Genomic DNA, 17,332 nt, shown 5'->3' on the forward strand with positions numbered 1-17,332 from the left:
GCCGATTTGTGGGTAAGAGGCAGGGCTAGACAACCCCACCCAACATTCAGTAGCCTCCTGCAGTCCGCAACACTACAGGTGGGGTGTGCCGATGTCGCACGAATACGATGAGAAGCGCAACTTCTTCCGCATGACCGTCGACAGCCCGATGACCTTCCGGATTGAAGGAAGCGATCAGGCCTGCCACGGAATCGCCAAGGATCTGAGCGCCATCGGCATGCTCTTCCTGAGCGAACAAGGAGCCCCTGTGGGGGCGAAGGTGGAAGTGAGCATGGGTAGCAAGGACAGCCTTGTCCCCCCGTTGCGGGCGCGAGGGAAAGTACTGCGCGTCAGCACAGTCGAGGGCAACCAATACGAGATAGGCATCCGCATCGACGAACACCTGTAGCGAACCGGGAATCCATCCCCTCCAACACCCTACCGGCGGAGCATCTGAGCACACCCGGCTCGTCACTTGCCATAACGCCGCGTCTCCCCCCCTCATCTCGACCCGGCGGAACAGACCCGTCGTTGACGCCCGGAAAACCCGTTATTTACGCGACTCCTCCGCTGCACCGGGACGCATTGACACCGCCCGTCACGATGACGCTACACTATGCGCGAATCGACAAAACAATGGACTCCCCCTCCCCCGTTGACCCATCTGACGAAAGCGTGTCCTGCCTACGCGGCGAACCACGACACGTCCTCTACAAGGAGATCCCCATGAACCGCCTCCTGATAGCGGCCCTTGTCGCGTTCAGCATCACCGTCCTCCCGATCCATCAGGCCGATGCCAAAAAATATTCGAGCAGTTCCCGATCCTCCTCCTCTTTCAGTTTCAAAAGCAGCAAGAGCTACTCCCGCCCCAAATGGGATGCAGCCAAGCCGAGCAGATACTCGGCAAGCAAGACCACCTACTCGACGAAATCGGGCTATGGCAGCGGAAAACCCGCCACCTCACCCACTGCGACAAAAAGTACGAAACCGGCCACGAACGCCAGTACCGCCAAGACCACCAAAATAGCGTCGCCAACCAAGCCTTCACCTCCAGCCCCCGCATCAAAGTCGAGCTACGGCAGCAAACAGGCCACCGCCAAGGCAACGGAGACCACCCGCTCCGGCTACGCGGGCACCAAGGCCGCGCCACAAAAGCCGGGCAATAGCGCCGGCTCAGTAGGAGCCAAGGCGAGTTCGACCGCGAAGACCACCCGCCTCGCCTCCGGTGCCACCAAGCACTTCAGCAACAAGCGACAGAAAGAGGCCTATGCCAAGTACCGGGAGAAGTACAAAACCAAGTTCAAAGGGAAGGCAGATCCCGCCGCCGCCCCGCCCGAAGAGGCGGCCCAATCACCGATCTACCGCAACGCCTCGCGCCGCGTCTACGCCGGAAGCGACGACTACTGGGATCGGCGCACCCGCCTCTACCACGGCTGGAACACCCCGCGCTACGTTTTCGGCGGGGCGCCCAGTTACGGCATATACGACGGGATGTTCCTCGGCTACATGCTCAGCCACGCCGGCAACTCCGGCTACTCCAGCTTCGCCTACCACCACTGGGACGAACCGGGCATGCGGGAGTGGCGCCGGGAGATGCGTGAGGAGGCGGAGCGCGATGCCGAGCTGCGCACCCAACTCGACGCACTGGAAAACCGGGTCGCCACCATGCAAGGAACTCCGGTCGATCCCTCGTACCTCCCCCGGGACATCCAGCCGGAGATGGTGATGAGCCCGGACGTCGTGGACAGCATCAAGCCGGTCTATCGCCTGTGCACGGCCGGCCACGACGGCAACTACTACCGGTTCGGCGAGATCCTGCGCAGAAAGGCACAACACCATTTGGCGGTCGACGTCGTCGAAACCGCCGGCTCGATGGAGAACCTCGCGAAGATGGAGAGCGGAGAGTGCGATGGCGCCTACGTTCAGCGCAGTGCCTTTCTCGCCTACGCCGGACGCCACCCGGAGGGACACTTCGATTTCGAGCGGATCGGCACTCCGGCGCGGGAATACGCCCACATGATCTGCAACCGAAAGAGCGACGTGGATAGCGTCGGAGACCTGATCGGCAAGACCCTGCTGACCGGCGCTCCCGGCTCCGGCTCCGAACTCGCCTGGAGCGACTTCGTGACGATGGACGACAGCTACGCGAGAGTCCGGACCGAACCGGTCGGAGGAGCCACCGCACTCGACAAGGTCGCCCTCGGCCAAGCCGACTGCATGCTGTTCGTCGCATCGCTCAACACCGAGCTGCTGAAAAAGGCCGACGCACAAGGTGAACGACTGGTATTGATACCGGTCAACGACTGGGATTTCAACGACAAGAAGTACCGCTCCGGCGCGCTTTTCAAAGGCTACGTGGATCAGTCCGGGGAAGAGGTCTACCACTTCGCCGATATTCCCGGAAACCAGTACGAGCATATTCAGGACGGCCTGTTCTCATCGGTCGAGACCCTCATCGTACCGGTGGACATGATCTCCAGCCTGACCTGGAGCAAGAAGGATCCGCAGGCCTACGAGTCGCTGCTCAGCGCAACACTCGCCTCGACCGGCGAAATCGACAGGTTGATCAAGGAGCACTGAGCGCTCACCCATGGACCTCGTCCCGCACGAGGCGGGGCGGTACGGTCCAACACCCGACGGAGATTGTCGACGATGTCGATGAAGGTCTATCTCGGAATGAAGGTGGACGCGCTGAAGGCGCGCTTCTCTCACCGCGATGACGGTCCCAAGCCACGAATCGACGGCGACCTGCCTGCCGGGTTGCGCCTCGGCTCAAGGATCATCGTCAATGAGGCCCCCTTCCTCCTCGCCGGAGAGACATGCGCGGTCGAATACCCCGGGGAGGAGTCCCTGGTGGGCGCCTACAGCAAAGTGGAGTTCGGAGGGATGGAAACCTACCGCCTCTATCTCAAGGGGCGGGACCACGCCGAGCGGGATTCGATGCTGATGGTGGTGATGGAAGAGAACGGCCACGACGTCGCCGAGTACTATCTATTCCGCGAGCAGGACGAGATCCCGCTCTATTTCGTCGGACGCGACGAACTCCCGCCCGATGGCGACGAGGTCCACACGGTCGAGTTTTGGATCGGCGCGGAAGACGGCATCATCGGCGCCCCGGAGTTCCACACCCCCGACGACCACGCCTACGGCCGGGCCTGGATGCCCGAAGGCGACTACCGGATCCCCGCGGCCGAGTTCGATGAACGGATCGTGCTCGACCCCTACGGAGAACACGCCCTGGAGGTTGAACACCTCGGCACCATGCTTTACGCACGCAACGTCGAAGGATTGAGCGACCCGGTGGATGAGTTCCTGATGCCCACGGTGGAGCGGGATGAAGAGGGATTCCGCTGCCGGGTGTGGGTCGGCCTACCGTTGGCCCCGGCGGACCTCACCCTGCCCGACGCAATCTGAAGGCAACACCACCCCAATCGACTGCCCATTCGAAGGAGACCGATCCCATGTTCGAGAGATTCGCATTCTGGAAAAACTACGGCGAGGGCAAGCTGGCCCAAGCCGGCGACGCCCTGCTGGCCGGAATGGTAAAACTCGATCCCGCCGGCATGAGCGAGGCCGAAATCCGCGCCGAGCGCGAAAAATTCGAGAAGTTTTCCGTCGAGGTGGAGGAGTACCGCTCCACCTACAACAAGGAGGCGAAAGAGGCCGAAGCGGCACGCCAGGCCTACAACCGAAAGATGGACCAGATCCGCGCCCTGGAGACGGCCGCCGAAGCCAACCCCGAAAAGGCCCTCAAATTCCAGACGGCCGCCGACAAGCTACGGGGAGAGGCCGCGGCGCTGCTTGACGACGCCAAGCGGGAGATCGAAGAGGCGGAGCTCGCCAAACAGGACCTCGACGAGGTGGAGGCGATCCAACGGGAGATGGCGACCACCATCAAATCCCTGGAGAGCAACCTTTCCAAGGCCAAGGCGGAACTGGAGCGGGCCAAACGCGCCGAGGAGCGCGCCAACCTGCGCGCCGCCCACCAGGAGCGGCTCGTCGGCATCCGCAAGGGCGCCAACAGCGGCGGCATCGCCTCCCAGGCAATGGCCCAGGCAGCCGATGAGGCGACCAAGCGCGCCAACGCCGCCAAACGCCGCACGGAGCTACTCACCGATGCCAAGGACAACCCGGATCCGACCTTCCAGGACAACGATGTGGCGGCGATCCTCTCCGGCGTTGCCGACGAAGCGCCGACACCGACGCGCGATCTCCCCGATCGGCTGTAAGGGGCAGCGTTGCCGACGCATCCGCGGAGATCGCTCGCGCCTTGGAGAACCCACGATGAAACGGATCCTCTGGGGGATTGCCGCCGTGGCCGCGGCCCTCGCCCTTTTCGAAATCGTCCGCTACACCCTGATGGCACTCGTGCTGTTGGCCGGTGTAGCGGTGATTTGGCTGGTGATCAAGCTGGAGCTGTTCGGCGACCACGGGAGAACCACACCGCAGCAGCCGGCTCCGGGTCCGCGCCCGGAGTGCGCTCCACCCCGACCGTCCGCCGGCAACGCCCCATCCACGCTTCCGGATCGGCTGTAATGAAGAGCCTCTGGGTCCTGCTTGTGGCGTGGACGCTGAGCCTGCCGGCAACCGCCGCCGAACGGCTGACGGTGGCCGTCAGCCAACTGCCGCCCTGCATCGACGCCGAGGGCGGGCAGATCAGCGGATTCTCCGCCGACCTGTGGCACGCGGTCGCGCACGAGTTGCGGGTGGAGTATCGCTACGCCGTCCTTTCGTTCAACGACAAATTGGCGGCGGCACGTTCGGGAGACGCCGACGTCGCCATCGGCTGCATCAGCCTGACCCCGGAACGCGAGGAACAGATGGATTTCTCGGTGCCGGTGATGAATGCGGGCTTCCGCGCCGTCACCCTGCTCGACAACGGCACGCTGCCCCGCTTCAGCGAGAAAAGCCGCAAGATGGTGATCGCCCTACTCATTTCGCTTTTCGTCTTCTCCCACCTGATGTGGTGGAGCGAGCGGGGACGAAACGCCATCAGTGACCGATATTTCCCCGGGATTTTCGAATCGATCTGGTTTTCCATTGTCACCATGTCCACGGTGGGGTACGGCGACATCGCCCCGCGCCGCTGGTTGGGTCGGATCAGCGCCGCGCTGGTGATCCTCACCGGCGTCACCACCTTCGGCGTGATCTTCGGCCAGTTCGCCGCCGACGCCCTTGCGGATCGCGCCAGCAACCCGGTCGACTCGGTGCTCGACCTCAATCGCTACCGGATCGCCACCAAGGCGAACACCTCCGCCGACGGCTTCCTCAAGGAGCGCGGCATCCAGGCCGACACCTTCGAAAAGATTGACGATGCCTACGGGGCCCTGCTCGCCGGCCGCGTCCAACTGGTGCTTTTCGACGCCCCCTCCGTCGAGCGCTTCGTCCAGCGCCATCGCGACCAGGCGATCGCCGTCGGCCCGCTCTTTCGCCCCCACTACTACGCGTTCGCCCTTCCCGCCGCCAGCCCCCTGCGCGAACGCATCGACCGCGCCCTGCTCCACCTCCAACAATCCGGCCTCCATCAGACCATCCAACAACGCTGGTTCACCCCATGACATCGCTGGAAAACCGTCCGGCTCTGCATATCGTCTATCTGGCGCTGGTGGTGCTCGCCGTGCTCGCCGCCTGGGACACTCCGGTCGTCTACCCGCTCAAACTGCTGGTGGTCTGGTTCCATGAACTCTCCCACGCCGTCGCCACGGTAGCCACCGGAGGAACGGTGCAGCAGATGGTCGTCAACCAGATGCAGGGGGGGCATGTGATCAGCCTCGGCGGCAACCGATTCATCACCCTCAGCGCCGGATACTGCGGCTCGCTGCTGATCGGCGCGGCCCTCTACGCGATCACCGTCCAAACCCGCCAAGACCGGGTCACGACGGCGGTGCTCGGCGTGATGATGATCGTGGTTGCGCTACTGTTCGTACGCAACCTGTTCGGCCTCGGGTTCAGCCTCGCCACCGCCGCCGCACTCCTCGCCATGGCGCGTTACCTCAGCGACGGCATCAACGATTTCGTCCTCCGGGTGATCGGCCTCACCACCATGATGTACGTACCGCTCGACATCTTCAGCGACACCATCCAGCGCAGCCACCTGCACTCCGACGCCTACATGATGGCCGAAGAGATCGGAGGAACGACGATGATGTGGGGTGCCGTCTGGCTACTGATCTCGCTGGCGATCATCGGCCTGACCCTACGCTGGACGATCAGGAGCGCGCTCCTTCGCGCAGCCGCCGGCCACCCGTCCACCAACGCGCAGGGGTGACTCGAGCGTTCCCCCATGCTCCAGACATGCAAAAGGCCCGGCGCTAGCCGGGCCTTTTGCATGTCTGGAGCGGGTGATGGGAATCGAACCCACGTAGTCAGCTTGGGAAGCTGAAGTTCTACCATTGAACTACACCCGCCTACGAGCGGCGAATAATCGCACCGTAGCCCCCCGTTCGTCAATCACCCCGCCCGCCGCCCCGCCGGAAACCCCGATTTGGTGTAAAATTGCCCCCTTTCCAGCCAACCCGAAGCCCACGCCATGATCATCACCCTCAACGGCGAAGCGCGCACCGTCGCCGACGGCACCACCGCCGCCGCCCTGGTCGAGGAGCTCGGCCTCGCCGGCCGACGCATCGCCATGGAGGTGAACCGCGAGATCGTCCCGCGCAGCACCTTCGAGAGCCACGCCCTGAACGACGGCGACCAGGTGGAGATCGTCCACGCCATCGGGGGCGGCTGACGTCTCCCCCGAAATTTTGTTTGCAACCGCTTGGGAACCTCCGTCGAGGTTACTGGCAACCGACAGCGCAACAGGTTTTATCGATATGTCCAGCACCGCATCCGACACCCCCCTGATCATCGCCGGCAAGGAGTACCGTTCGCGGCTCCTGACCGGCACCGGCAAGTACAAGGACCTGGAGGAGACCCGGCGGGCCACCGAGGCGGCCGGCGCCGAGATCGTCACCGTGGCGATCCGCCGCTCCAACATCGGCCAGAACCCCGACGAGCCCAACCTGCTCGACGCCCTGCCGCCGGAGAAGTACACCATCCTACCCAACACCGCCGGCTGCTACACCGCCGAGGACGCGGTGCGTACCTGCAAGCTCGCCCGCGAGCTGCTCGACGGCCACGACCTGGTCAAGCTGGAGGTGCTCGGCGACCAGGTCACCCTGTTCCCCGACATCATCCAGACCCTGAAGGCGGCCGAGGAGCTGATCAAGGACGGCTTCAAGGTGATGGTCTACACCAACGAGGACCCGATCCTGGCCAAGACCTTCGAGGAGATGGGCTGCGTCGCGGTGATGCCGCTGGCCGCGCCGATCGGGTCGGGGCTGGGCATCCGCAACCCCTACAACATCCTCACCATCGTCGAGAACGCCAAGGTCCCGATCCTGGTGGATGCCGGCGTCGGCACCGCCTCGGACGCGGCGCTGGCGATGGAGCTGGGCTGCGACGGCGTGCTGATGAACACCGCCATCGCCGGGGCGAAGAACCCGGTGCTGATGGCCTCGGCGATGAAGAAGGCGATCGAGGCCGGCCGCGAGGCGTTCCTCGCCGGACGCATCCCGAAAAAGCGCTTCGCCAGCGCCTCGTCGCCCCTTGACGGGATGTTCTTTTAGGCTTGGGCACCGATAACGCGGAGAACGCAAAGATGCAGAGAACGCGGAGAAGAGTGATTGAAGCGGCGACTTCGTCGCCATAGCCCTCTTCTTCTTTGCGCTCTCTGCGTCTTTGCGTTCTCCGCGCTCCCTTCCAGAGCGTAAAAATGAACGAAGAACACCACCGCCGAATCCGGAGTTTCGTGCGGCGCGAAGGACGCATGACCGATGGTCAGAAGCGCGCCTTCGACGAGCTGTGGGCACAGTTCGGTATCGACCTGCCCGAGAAGGGGATGATCGACCTCGCCGCGGCCTTCGGCCGCGACGCCCCGACGGTGGTGGAGATCGGCTTCGGCAACGGTGAGTCGCTGGCCGAGATGGCCGCCGACGACCCGGCGCGCAACTACCTCGGCATCGAGGTCCACCGCCCCGGCGTCGGCCACCTGCTGCGGGTGGTGGAGGAGCGCGGCCTCGGCCACGTCCGCGCGATGAGCGAGGACGCGGTGGTGATCCTGGAACAGCACATCGCCGACGGCGCGCTCGACGGCGTGCAGCTCTTCTTCCCCGACCCCTGGCACAAGAAGCGCCACCGGAAACGGCGCATCCTCCAGCCCCCCTTCGTCGAGCTGATCGCCCGCAAGCTCCACCCCGGCGGCACCTTCCACATGGCCACCGACTGGGCGCATTACGCCGAGCAGATGATGGAGGTGATGAGCGCCTCGGAGAGCTTCGAGAACGCCTTCGGCGAAGGCGCCTACGCACCCCGCCCCGAACACCGCCCGCTGACCAAGTTCGAACAGCGCGGCCAGCGCCTCGGCCACGGCGTGTGGGACCTCATCTTCCTGCGCAAGTAAACCAACGCCCCCGGCAGGCCTCGAAGCGACTCCGCTCCAGCCCATTTCGGCTACACTCCAATCTGACCAGACTGACCAGTTGGAGGTCGTAAATGAGTACGTGGCAACTTCAAGAAGCGAAGGCGCACTTCAGCGAGGTGGTAAAACTCGCCGCCACAGAGGGACCGCAGCAGGTGACGGTGCGCGGCGAGCCGGCCGCGGTGGTGATCTCCCAGGAGGAGTACCGGCGATTGCGCGGCGAGAAGCCCCGCTTCGTCCAGTTCATGCGTGCCTCACCGCTGGTCGACGAGGAGCTGGAGTTCGAACGGGAACAGAGCTCGACGCGGGAGATCGATCTCTCTTGAGCTATCTCCTCGACACCAACATCCTCTCCGAAACCGTCAAGCGCGACCCGAGCCCCGCCGTGATCGCGTGGTTCGACACGATTCCCGATCGAGCGCTCCACATCAGCGTGCTCACCCTGGGAGAGCTGCGCAAGGGGGTGGAGCGGGCACCCGATCCCCGCCGCCGGGAGCGCCTGCGCAACTGGCTCGAACACGACCTCCGCGGCTGGTTCGAGGATCGCTTACTGCCGGTGGACCACGCCGTCGCCGACCGCTGGGGCAGGCTGACGGGCCGGGCCGAGCGCCCCCTTCCCACCATCGACAGCCTGCTCGCCGCCACCGCGTTCCACCACGGACTGCGTATCGTCACCCGTAACGTCAGGGACTTCGATTATCCGGAGCTGGAGGTCATCGATCCCTGGAGAGCGCCTCCTTAGGTTTGGGCACCGAATAACGCAGAGAACGCAAAGACGCAGAGAACGCGGAGAAGAGTGATTGGGTCGGCGACTCCGTCGCCATAACCCCTCTTTCTTCTTTGCGTTCTCTGCGTCTTTGCGTTCTCTGCGTTTACTTCCAGAGCGTAAAGGCTCGTACTTGTCGGGACACCCACCCCGGCAGCCCGTCATCCTTGCAAATCTTCCATGCCATGGATAAATTTCAAGGATGATTTCCAGAAGAGACCTTTCCGTCATCCGCTCGCTGCTCACCCGCCACCCCGCGGTGGCGCTGCTCGGCCCCCGCCAGTGCGGCAAGACGACGCTCGCCTGGGCGATCGCGGAGACGCAGCCGGCGCTCTACCTCGACCTGGAGTCCCCTGCGGATCGGGCCAAGCTGACCGATCCGGAACTCTACCTCTCCGCCCACGAGGATAAGCTGGTGATCCTCGACGAGGTGCAGCGGATGCCCGATCTGTTTCCCACCCTGCGCGGGCTGATCGACGCCGGAAAGCGCAAAGGCATCCGACAGGGGCGCTTCCTGCTGCTCGGCTCCGCCTCCATCGACCTGCTGCAGCAGTCATCGGAGAGCCTTGCGGGGAGAATCATCTACCGTGAACTGACGCCGTTCGACGCGCTGGAGCTGGCCGATCTGCCGGACGCCGACGAACTCCATTGGTGTCGCGGCGGCTTCCCCGACAGCCGGCTCGCGCCGGACGACGCCACCAGCCTGGAGTGGCGCGAGGCGTTCATCCGCACCTACCTGGAGCGCGACATTCCCCTGCTTGGCCCGCGCATCCCGGCGGAGACGCTGCGCCGCTTCTGGACCATGCTGGCCCACGAACAGGGCGCACTGCTCAACGCCTCACGCATCGCCCAGGGGCTCGGGGTCAGCGGTCAGACGGTGGGGCGCTATCTCGATCTGCTGGTGGATCTGCTGCTGGTGCGACGCCTTCAGCCGTGGGGCTCCAACGTCGGCAAGCGGATGGTCAAATCCCCGCGCATCTTCGTCCGCGACAGCGGGCTGGTCCACGCACTGCTGCACCTGCGGGACCGTGAGGCGGTGCTGGGACACCCGGTGGCGGGGGCGAGTTGGGAGGGATACGTAATAGAGAATCTGCTCGCCCGCGCACCGAACGGTGCGCAGGCGGGCTTCTATCGCACCACCGCCGGCGCGGAGGTGGACCTGATCCTGTCGCTACCGGATCGTCGAGAGCTGTGGGCGGTCGAGATCAAGCGCAACCTCGCGCCGCGCCTCACCAAGGGGTTCCAGCTCGCCCTTGACGACCTCGCGCCCCAACGGCGGTTCGTGGTCTATCCGGGAGAGGAACGGTACCCGCTGAAAGCGGGGATCGAGGCGATCGCGCTTGGCTCGCTGATGAGGGAACTGGAAACGTAGCCCCGCCCGGGGAGCGGGGCCCTTCACCGCCCCTCAGAAGCTGTTGCCGCTGGTGTAGACGTAATCGATCTCCGCGCTCCACACGGTGGGATCGAAGTCGTCCTGGGTCACCCCGGTCATGTCGCTCACCGAGACCACCTGGAACTTGGCGTAGCCGTCGCGGGCGTGGACCAGATAGACGTGACCGACGATCAGCGGGTTGTCGGTCATTCCCTCCGCATAGCTCCAGTCGCTCGGCACCGTGGTCACCGAGTCGAGGGAGACCTCGCCGAGGTCCATGATGTAGATGCCGTTGGCGGCATTGGCGAATTGGTAGGGGGTAAACCACAAGGCGCTGCCCCACTCGTAACCGCTGGGGAAACCAACGGCGGCCCAGGCGGTGATGTAGCCGTCGCTCTGTTCCCACTCGGGGGCTGTGTTACCGGTGGAGAAATCGAAACCCTCGTGGGTCATCGTCACCCGGGTGGCGCCGCTGGACGTGGTGAGCGGCAGGATCTCATAGGGGACGAAGCAGCCGTTGGCGTAGCTGAGCTTCGCCGAGTAGTAGTCGCCGCCGAAGTTGAGGCTGGGGATCACCATCTCCAGGGTCTGCGAATCCACCGTCACCTCGGCGCTCGCCACCCCGCCCACCGCCAGCAACACCGCCGCCATCGCCATCTTCGCTTTCATCGGACACCTCGACCGTTTCTTACAGAAATTTAACGTAACCTGAGTTAATCAGGGTGACGTTGTGCTGTAAAGATCCCGGCGGGGGAAAGAATCAATCGTAGATCAGCTTCGGCAGCCAGGTGGCCAACTGCGGCCACAGCGCCACCGCGCCGAGGCCGAGCAGTTGGATCAGGATGAAAGGAATCACCCCGCGGTAGATCTGGCCGGTGGTCACCTCCGGCGGGGCGACGCCGCGCAGGTAGAACAGCGCGAAGCCGAAGGGGGGCGTGAGGAAAGAGGTCTGCAGGTTGAGCGCGATCATCACCCCGAGCCAGATCGGATCGAGCCCCATGGCGAGCAGGATCGGCCCCACCACCGGCACCACCACGAAGGTGATCTCGATGAAATCGAGGACGAAGCCGAGGAAGAACATCACCGCCATCACCGCCAGCACCGCGGCGAAGGTGCCGCCGGGGAGGCCGGTCAAGGCGTCGGCCACCTGATCGTCGCCGCCGAAGCCGCGGAACACCAGGGAGAAGAGCGAGGCGCCGATGAAGATGAGGAAGACCATGGAGGTGATGCGGGTGGTGTCGCGCATCACCTCGCGCAGCAGCCCGAGGTTGAGCTGGCGCTGGGAAAGGGCGAGCACGATCGCCCCCACCGCCCCCACCGAGGCGGCCTCGGTAGGGGTGGCCAGGCCGCCGAGGATCGAGCCGAGCACGGCGACGATCAGCACCAGCGGCGGCACCAGCACCTTGGCCACCCGCAGCAGCAGGTGCTCGTCGATCCCCAGCTCGGCGGCCGGCACCGCCGGGGCGGCCTGCGGTTTGAGCCAGGCGACGATCAGCAGATAGACGATATAGAACGCCACCAGCAGCAGACCGGGGAGCAGCGCGCCGGCGAACAGGTCGCCCACCGAGATTGCCTCCGGGGAGAAGATCCCCATCTCCAGCTGCGCCTCCTGGTAGGCGGAGCCGAGCACGTCGCCGAGCAGCACCAGGATGATCGACGGCGGGATGATCTGGCCGAGGGTGCCGGAGGCGCAGATGGTGCCGCAGGCGAGCCCCGGATCGTAGCCGCGCTTGATCATGGTCGGCAGCGAGAGCAGCCCCATGGTGACCACGGTGGCGCCGACGATGCCGGTGCTGGCGGCGAGCAGCATCCCCACCACGGTGACTGAGATGCCCAATCCCCCGCGCAGCCGGCCGAACAGCGCGGCCATGGTGTCGAGCAGGCTCTCGGCCACCTTCGAGCGCTCCAGCATCACCCCCATGAAGACGAACAGCGGCACCGCCAGCAGGGTCTCGTTGGTCATGATGCCGTAGAGACGGTTGGGCAGCAGCTCCAGGAAGGAGGGATCGAAGGTGCCGTTCCACTCGCCGAGGAAGGCGAACCCCAGCGCCGTGCCGGCCAGGGTGAAGGCCACCGGGTAGCCCGCCAGCAGGAACAGACAGACGGTGAGGAACAGCCCGAGGGCCATGTACTCCTCCATCACGCCCCCTCCCGCCCGGCCAGGGTGAGCAGCGAACGCAGCACCTGGGAGAGCCCCTGGAGGATCAGCAGCGCGGCCATCACCAGGATCGCGCTCTTCAACAGGAACACCCCGGGCAGCCCCCCCGCCTCGCGGGAGCCCTCCTTCAGCGCCCAGGAGGTGGCGACGTATTCCCAGGAGACCCAGAAGAGGAAGATGCATACCGGCAGCAGCAGCAGCAGGCTGCCCGCGAGGTCGACCACCGCACGCCCCCCGGGGCCGAGCTTGCGGTAGAAGATATCCACCCGCACATGCCCCTCGCGCCGGAGGGTGAAGGCCGCGCCCAGCAGGAAGACCAGCGCATGCATGTAGAGCACCGACTCCTGCATCGCGATCCAGCCCAGAGAGAAGACGTAGCGCAGCACCACGATGGCGAAGGTGACCAGCACCATCCCCAGGGTCAGCCAGGAGACCGCCCGCCCGCTCCACTCGCTGAGCGCATCGATCCCGTCGGCCACCCGGGCCACTCCGTTCAACAGGTTATCCATCGTGCTCCCGTTCGTTCCCGCCCCGTAACGACTCGCACCGCTGAATGAACCGCAGATCAACGCAGATTTCCGCAGATTGGATTGAACATTCATCTGCGAGAATCCGCGTTGATCTGCCATTGATTCTCTTGGGGCTCGCGAAGTTAAGAAGTAATTAATCAGCAAACCGCTCGAGCGCGAAGGATACCTGGATGCGTGCGCGCTGCCCAATTCGACGCCAAACCGAACGTCAACGATGCCTCACCTTCCCCGCAATACCATCAACGCCCCTCGATGCTCCATCTCCACCCGGCCGAGGAACGACATCCCAAGCAGCGCCACGTCCGGCTGCCCCCCCTCCAGCACGATCGCCTCGACGTTGGACAGCCGGATCTCCCCCAGCTCCACCGTATCCAGCTTCATCCGGTAGCCGACCGTATTCTGCGAGGCGGTGGAGACCCGGACCCGCTCGCCGAGCCGGCGGTAGTCGAGCCCCAACCGCCGCGCCTCGCCGCCGTTGAGGGTGACCGACGACGCCCCGGTATCCACCAGGAAACGCACCTCCCGCCCGTTGACCCGGCCGGTATCGAAGAAGTGATCGCCCCGCGCATGGATCCGCACCTCCGGCTGCTCGCGCTCCCGGTAGACCCCGCCGGCACGACCGTCGAGGCGGTAGACCCGCCGCTCCCCCTCCCATTCCAGCACCGCCTCGGCGCTGTAGGCGGAGACCAGCACCACCCCCTCCGGGGAGCGCTCACCCACCTTCAGCAGGCGCCGCTTGCCGTCCACCATGACCACCGCACGGTCCTTGAACAGCCCCACCACACGCAGCGTCGGCGCCGCGACGACCGCCCCGGCGACCAGCAACCCTAGTAACGTCATCCACCTCATTGCCCCGTCCTTTCCCACAGAAAAAGGTTCACTCTCCCCCCCTTTCGCGACTAAACTCAATTTTTACCGCCCTTGCTTGCCCGCGCCATCGATGCGATCCGCCCGTCTGCTGCCACTGCTCGTCGCCCTGCTCGCGCCCCCGGTCCTGGCCGACGAGCCGATTCTACCGATCCCCCGGTCGATCCCCTACGACCACGCCAAGGCCGAGCTGGGCAAGCGCCTCTTCTTCGACCCGCGGCTGTCGAGCGACGGCAAGGTCGCCTGCGTCAGTTGCCACAACCCCAGCCACGGCGGCGCCGAACCCCGCGCCCACTCCCTCGGCGTCTACCGCCGTGCCGGCACCATCAACGCCCCCACCGTCTACAACGCCTACTTCAACTTCCGTCAGTTCTGGAACGGCCGCGCCAAGGACCTCCAGGAGCAGGCCGGCGGGCCGATCCACAACCCGGTGGAGATGGACCTCAGCGCCGCGGAGGTGGCGCGGCGACTGGAGCAGGACGACGACTACCGCGCGCGCTTCACCGCCGTCTACGGTGACGGCCCGATCACCTTCGACCACGCCGCCGACGCCATCGCCGAATTCGAAAAGGCGCTCACCACCCCCAACGCCAAATTCGACCGCTGGCTGCGCGGCGAGGGCAAACTGACCACCGAGGAGGCCGCCGGCTACCTGCTGTTCAAGTCCCTCGGCTGCGTCTCCTGCCACAACGGCATCAACGTCGGCGGCAACTCCTACCAATACCTCGGCGCGGTCAACCCGGTCACCGACGTCGCCGCCGGCGGCGACCTCTACGCCCGCACCGGCGACGAATTCGACCGCAACCGCTACAAGGTGCCGAGCCTGCGCAACATCGAACTCACCGCCCCCTACCTCCACGACGGCAGCCGCGCCACCCTCGAAGAGGCGCTCGCCACCATGGCTTACCACAACCTCGGCTTCACCCTGAGCCGACAGGAGACCCGCCGTCTCAGCGCCTTCCTCCACACCCTCACCGGCGACACCCCCGCCATCCTCGGCGCGGAGCAGGCCCCTTGAGGATCGCCTACAAGATCCCGCTGGCGATCCTCCTGGCGCTCGCCGTGGGGCTCACCTACTTCCTCACCAACCAGCGCCTCGAGGGACTGCTCGCCGCCCACCGCGCCACCCTCGACAGCATCGGCGAGATGGAACGGCTGGAGGCGGTACTCGACGAACACCTGCTGCGCGCCGCCCACCAGCTCTACTACGACTTCGACGCCATCAACGGCCAGATCCGCGCCCTGCGCCGACGGCTGGTCACCCTGCGCGACGACCCCTATCTGGCCGACGCCGCCTTCGCCCCGGCCCGCGAACACTTCGACGAATACGCCCAGCGCCTCGACACCAAGGAGGCGGCGATCCTGCGCTTCGGCACCGTCAACTCCCTGATCAAGAACTCCACCACCCACATCCCCACGCTGGCCCACCGCTTCCTCACCCAGTTCGGTCGCGAGCCGAGCGACGACGCCTACCTGCGCGACATCTCGCACGTCACCTCGGTGGTCTTCATCGCCAACCGCAGCCTCGACGAGGCGTTCCTCGGGGCGCTCGCCGAGAGCGTCAAACGGCTCGATGGCTACCACTTCGACGACCCCGAGCGCGAACGCTTCCACGAGATGTTCCTCGCCCACGCCCGGGTCTTCCTGCGCTACCTGCCCACCTACCGCAAGGCCCTGGAGGGGGCGCTCGCCGCCCCCACCCGCGAGTCCCTCGACGCCGCCAAGAAGCACTTCCTCACCATCAGCCGCGGCCGCGCCGACGAGATCCGCCTGATCAACGGGCTCACCACCACCGCCTTCATCACCGCCATCGGCCTGATCGTCTACCTGCTGCTGCAGACCGCCCGCCTGCACCGCCGGCTGGAGACGAGCGCCGCCACCGACCCGCTGACCGGCCTGCCCAACCGCTTCGCCTACGAACGGGACCAGCTCCTGCGCCAAAGCCGGAATCCGGGCCAGGCGGCCACCCTGCTGCTGCTCAACATCGACCGCTTCCGCGCGGTCAACGACTTCTACGGCAACCTCGCCGGCGACGCCCTGCTGCGCCAGCTCAGCGAACGGCTGCGCCAGGCCATCGCCGGCGACCCCGCGCTGACCCTCTACCGCCTCGGCGGCGACGACTTCTGCGTCCTCGCCACCGACGGCGCCGACGACCCCGGCACCCTCCCCTTCCGCCTGCTGGAACAGGCCGAAGGGGCCAGCTACCAGTTCGACGGCCACGCCCTGCCGCTCAACCTCTCCATCGGCGTCTCCCGCGAAGAGCCGCTGCGCGAAAAGGCCGACATGGCGCTGCGCCACATCAAGCGGCGCCGCGGCAAGGTACTCGAATACCACCCCGACCTGGGGATCGAAGAGCGGGTGCGCAGCAACCTGCAACTGATCCGCCTGCTGCGCCGGGTGATCGACCGCGGCGCGGTGGTCCCCCACTTCCAGCCGGTGTTCGACAACCGCCCCGACGCCCTCGACGAAAACGGCCGCCCGAGCATCGCCTACTACGAATGCCTGATGCGCCTGGAAGACGAACAGGGCGACCTGCTCTTCCCCAACACCTTCCTGCCGATCGCCCAGGAGGGCCGCCTCTACGGACGCCTCACCCGGCTGATGGTGGAGAAGTGCGTCGCCCGCTTCGCCGGCCGCGCGGAGCGCTTCTCGCTCAACCTCTCGGTGGAGGACATCCTCGACCCCGAGACCACCGACCACCTCTTCGCCACCCTCGCGGCCCACCCCGGCACCGGCCCGCGGCTCACCCTGGAGATCCTCGAAAGCGAGGCGATCGCCGACTACGAAGAGATCCACCGCTTCGCCGCGAAGGCCCGTGAACACGGCTGCCACATCGCCATCGACGACTTCGGCGCCGGCTACTCCAGCCTCGCCCACGTCCTCAACCTGCGGGTCGACAACCTGAAGATCGACGGCTCGTTGATCAAAGACCTCGACCACGACCCCAACGCCCGCGCCCTGGTCTCCGCCATCGTCGAATTCGCCGACGAAGTGGGCATCCCCGCGGTCACCGCCGAATTCGTCCACAACCAGGCCGTCCTCGACCACGTCGTGGCACTCGGCATCCACTACTCCCAAGGCTTCCACCTCGGCCGCCCCGGGCCCGATCTGGCCTGACCTTCGCCCGCCCATTCTCCGGTGGATAAGCGCCAGCGCATCCACCAAAACGGAGGCAGCGGCTCCCCTACGGTAATCGACC

19 protein-coding genes and 1 tRNA gene are annotated in these 17,332 nt (G+C 65.6%); 15 read left to right on the plus strand and 5 right to left on the minus strand.

The features are described from left to right. Positions 1-91 precede the first annotated feature (91 nt). From ACYQ2W_RS15960 to ACYQ2W_RS15990, 7 genes are all read left to right on the plus strand, one after another. Entirely contained in the window at positions 92-388 is a 297-nt protein-coding gene (locus ACYQ2W_RS15960) for a PilZ domain-containing protein (RefSeq protein ID WP_459869214.1), read from the plus strand. Between the two features lie 317 nt (positions 389-705). After that, positions 706-2,559 carry a TAXI family TRAP transporter solute-binding subunit gene (locus tag ACYQ2W_RS15965; protein ID WP_459869216.1) on the plus strand — a complete coding sequence of 618 codons (1,854 nt, stop codon included), beginning with the start codon at positions 706-708 and terminating at the stop codon, positions 2,557-2,559. A gap of 72 nt (positions 2,560-2,631) precedes the next feature. Continuing rightward, positions 2,632-3,393, plus strand: coding sequence for a DUF2491 family protein (locus ACYQ2W_RS15970; RefSeq protein ID WP_459869218.1), 762 nt, complete (start codon positions 2,632-2,634; stop codon positions 3,391-3,393). A gap of 47 nt (positions 3,394-3,440) precedes the next feature. Next, positions 3,441-4,208: a hypothetical protein gene (locus tag ACYQ2W_RS15975; protein WP_459869220.1), complete on the plus strand. Its 768-nt coding sequence runs from the start codon at positions 3,441-3,443 to the stop codon at positions 4,206-4,208. Positions 4,209-4,263: 55 nt separating this feature from the next. Further along, a complete protein-coding gene (locus tag ACYQ2W_RS15980; protein ID WP_459869222.1) occupies positions 4,264-4,515 on the plus strand; it encodes a hypothetical protein in 252 nt (83 codons plus the stop codon). Beyond that, a complete protein-coding gene (locus ACYQ2W_RS15985) occupies positions 4,515-5,537 on the plus strand; it encodes a transporter substrate-binding domain-containing protein (protein ID WP_459869224.1) in 1,023 nt (340 codons plus the stop codon). The genes ACYQ2W_RS15980 and ACYQ2W_RS15985 overlap by 1 nt, the downstream gene beginning before the upstream one ends. Continuing rightward, positions 5,534-6,247, plus strand: a complete 714-nt coding sequence (locus ACYQ2W_RS15990; protein ID WP_459869226.1) for a M50 family metallopeptidase — start codon at positions 5,534-5,536, stop codon at positions 6,245-6,247. Before ACYQ2W_RS15985 ends, ACYQ2W_RS15990 begins: the two co-directional genes overlap by 4 nt. Positions 6,248-6,312: 65 nt before the next feature. Here the strand turns inward: ACYQ2W_RS15990 and ACYQ2W_RS15995 are convergent. Continuing rightward, positions 6,313-6,386, minus strand: a tRNA-Gly gene (locus tag ACYQ2W_RS15995). A 122-nt stretch (positions 6,387-6,508) separates the two neighbouring features. On the opposite strand from ACYQ2W_RS15995, the gene thiS reads away from it, so the two are divergent. From thiS to ACYQ2W_RS16025, 6 genes are all read left to right on the plus strand, one after another. Further along, positions 6,509-6,709, plus strand: a complete 201-nt coding sequence (gene thiS, locus ACYQ2W_RS16000; protein ID WP_459869228.1) for a sulfur carrier protein ThiS — start codon at positions 6,509-6,511, stop codon at positions 6,707-6,709. Between the two features lie 85 nt (positions 6,710-6,794). Then, positions 6,795-7,589 carry a thiazole synthase gene (locus ACYQ2W_RS16005; protein ID WP_459869230.1) on the plus strand — a complete coding sequence of 265 codons (795 nt, stop codon included), beginning with the start codon at positions 6,795-6,797 and terminating at the stop codon, positions 7,587-7,589. A gap of 146 nt (positions 7,590-7,735) precedes the next feature. Beyond that, positions 7,736-8,422 (plus strand): tRNA (guanosine(46)-N7)-methyltransferase TrmB, encoded by a 687-nt coding sequence (gene trmB, locus ACYQ2W_RS16010; protein ID WP_459869232.1) that lies wholly within the window; start codon positions 7,736-7,738, stop codon positions 8,420-8,422. Between the two features lie 92 nt (positions 8,423-8,514). Continuing rightward, positions 8,515-8,766: a type II toxin-antitoxin system Phd/YefM family antitoxin gene (locus ACYQ2W_RS16015; RefSeq protein ID WP_459869234.1), complete on the plus strand. Its 252-nt coding sequence runs from the start codon at positions 8,515-8,517 to the stop codon at positions 8,764-8,766. After that, entirely contained in the window at positions 8,763-9,182 is a 420-nt protein-coding gene (locus tag ACYQ2W_RS16020; protein WP_459869236.1) for a type II toxin-antitoxin system VapC family toxin, read from the plus strand. The genes ACYQ2W_RS16015 and ACYQ2W_RS16020 overlap by 4 nt, the downstream gene beginning before the upstream one ends. A 226-nt stretch (positions 9,183-9,408) precedes the next feature. Next, complete coding sequence (locus ACYQ2W_RS16025) at positions 9,409-10,578, plus strand: ATP-binding protein (RefSeq protein ID WP_459869238.1); 1,170 nt, start codon at positions 9,409-9,411, stop codon at positions 10,576-10,578. 33 nt (positions 10,579-10,611) lie between these two features. Here ACYQ2W_RS16025 and ACYQ2W_RS16030 read toward each other — a convergent pair whose 3' ends face one another. The 4 genes from ACYQ2W_RS16030 to ACYQ2W_RS16045 all read right to left on the minus strand — a co-directional run bounded on the left by ACYQ2W_RS16030 (position 10,612) and on the right by ACYQ2W_RS16045 (position 14,115). Beyond that, on the minus strand, positions 10,612-11,247 hold the full coding sequence (locus ACYQ2W_RS16030; protein WP_459869240.1) for a hypothetical protein: 636 nt from the start codon (positions 11,245-11,247) through the stop codon (positions 10,612-10,614). A gap of 91 nt (positions 11,248-11,338) precedes the next feature. After that, positions 11,339-12,718, minus strand: coding sequence for a TRAP transporter large permease (locus tag ACYQ2W_RS16035; RefSeq protein ID WP_459869242.1), 1,380 nt, complete (start codon positions 12,716-12,718; stop codon positions 11,339-11,341). After that, positions 12,718-13,245 carry a TRAP transporter small permease subunit gene (locus tag ACYQ2W_RS16040; RefSeq protein ID WP_459869244.1) on the minus strand — a complete coding sequence of 176 codons (528 nt, stop codon included), beginning with the start codon at positions 13,243-13,245 and terminating at the stop codon, positions 12,718-12,720. The genes ACYQ2W_RS16035 and ACYQ2W_RS16040 overlap by 1 nt, the downstream gene beginning before the upstream one ends. Before the next feature lie 240 nt (positions 13,246-13,485). After that, positions 13,486-14,115 carry a retropepsin-like aspartic protease family protein gene (locus ACYQ2W_RS16045; protein ID WP_459869246.1) on the minus strand — a complete coding sequence of 210 codons (630 nt, stop codon included), beginning with the start codon at positions 14,113-14,115 and terminating at the stop codon, positions 13,486-13,488. A gap of 91 nt (positions 14,116-14,206) precedes the next feature. Here ACYQ2W_RS16045 and ACYQ2W_RS16050 point away from each other — a divergent pair, with 91 nt between their 5' ends. Next, entirely contained in the window at positions 14,207-15,151 is a 945-nt protein-coding gene (locus ACYQ2W_RS16050) for a cytochrome-c peroxidase (protein WP_459869248.1), read from the plus strand. Continuing rightward, entirely contained in the window at positions 15,148-17,250 is a 2,103-nt protein-coding gene (locus tag ACYQ2W_RS16055) for an EAL domain-containing protein (RefSeq protein WP_459869250.1), read from the plus strand. Before ACYQ2W_RS16050 ends, ACYQ2W_RS16055 begins: the two co-directional genes overlap by 4 nt. The last annotated feature ends 82 nt before the right edge of the window (positions 17,251-17,332 follow it).

This window comes from Endothiovibrio diazotrophicus, from assembly GCF_054657215.1.

What these genes read in the sequence shown, in the direction of transcription:
- ACYQ2W_RS15960 (WP_459869214.1), top strand. Translation starts at nt 92, where the DNA reads ATGTCGCACGAATACGATGAGAAGCGCAACTTCTTCCGCATGACCGTC.
- ACYQ2W_RS15965 (WP_459869216.1), top strand. Translation starts at nt 706, where the DNA reads ATGAACCGCCTCCTGATAGCGGCCCTTGTCGCGTTCAGCATCACCGTC.
- ACYQ2W_RS15970 (WP_459869218.1), top strand. Translation starts at nt 2,632, where the DNA reads ATGTCGATGAAGGTCTATCTCGGAATGAAGGTGGACGCGCTGAAGGCG.
- ACYQ2W_RS15975 (WP_459869220.1), top strand. Translation starts at nt 3,441, where the DNA reads ATGTTCGAGAGATTCGCATTCTGGAAAAACTACGGCGAGGGCAAGCTG.
- ACYQ2W_RS15980 (WP_459869222.1), top strand. Translation starts at nt 4,264, where the DNA reads ATGAAACGGATCCTCTGGGGGATTGCCGCCGTGGCCGCGGCCCTCGCC.
- ACYQ2W_RS15985 (WP_459869224.1), top strand. Translation starts at nt 4,515, where the DNA reads ATGAAGAGCCTCTGGGTCCTGCTTGTGGCGTGGACGCTGAGCCTGCCG.
- ACYQ2W_RS15990 (WP_459869226.1), top strand. Translation starts at nt 5,534, where the DNA reads ATGACATCGCTGGAAAACCGTCCGGCTCTGCATATCGTCTATCTGGCG.
- thiS (WP_459869228.1), top strand. Translation starts at nt 6,509, where the DNA reads ATGATCATCACCCTCAACGGCGAAGCGCGCACCGTCGCCGACGGCACC.
- ACYQ2W_RS16005 (WP_459869230.1), top strand. Translation starts at nt 6,795, where the DNA reads ATGTCCAGCACCGCATCCGACACCCCCCTGATCATCGCCGGCAAGGAG.
- trmB (WP_459869232.1), top strand. Translation starts at nt 7,736, where the DNA reads ATGAACGAAGAACACCACCGCCGAATCCGGAGTTTCGTGCGGCGCGAA.
- ACYQ2W_RS16015 (WP_459869234.1), top strand. Translation starts at nt 8,515, where the DNA reads ATGAGTACGTGGCAACTTCAAGAAGCGAAGGCGCACTTCAGCGAGGTG.
- ACYQ2W_RS16025 (WP_459869238.1), top strand. Translation starts at nt 9,409, where the DNA reads ATGATTTCCAGAAGAGACCTTTCCGTCATCCGCTCGCTGCTCACCCGC.
- ACYQ2W_RS16030 (WP_459869240.1), bottom strand. Translation starts at nt 11,247, where the DNA reads ATGAAAGCGAAGATGGCGATGGCGGCGGTGTTGCTGGCGGTGGGCGGG.
- ACYQ2W_RS16035 (WP_459869242.1), bottom strand. Translation starts at nt 12,718, where the DNA reads ATGGAGGAGTACATGGCCCTCGGGCTGTTCCTCACCGTCTGTCTGTTC.
- ACYQ2W_RS16040 (WP_459869244.1), bottom strand. Translation starts at nt 13,245, where the DNA reads ATGGATAACCTGTTGAACGGAGTGGCCCGGGTGGCCGACGGGATCGAT.
- ACYQ2W_RS16045 (WP_459869246.1), bottom strand. Translation starts at nt 14,115, where the DNA reads ATGAGGTGGATGACGTTACTAGGGTTGCTGGTCGCCGGGGCGGTCGTC.
- ACYQ2W_RS16050 (WP_459869248.1), top strand. Translation starts at nt 14,207, where the DNA reads ATGCGATCCGCCCGTCTGCTGCCACTGCTCGTCGCCCTGCTCGCGCCC.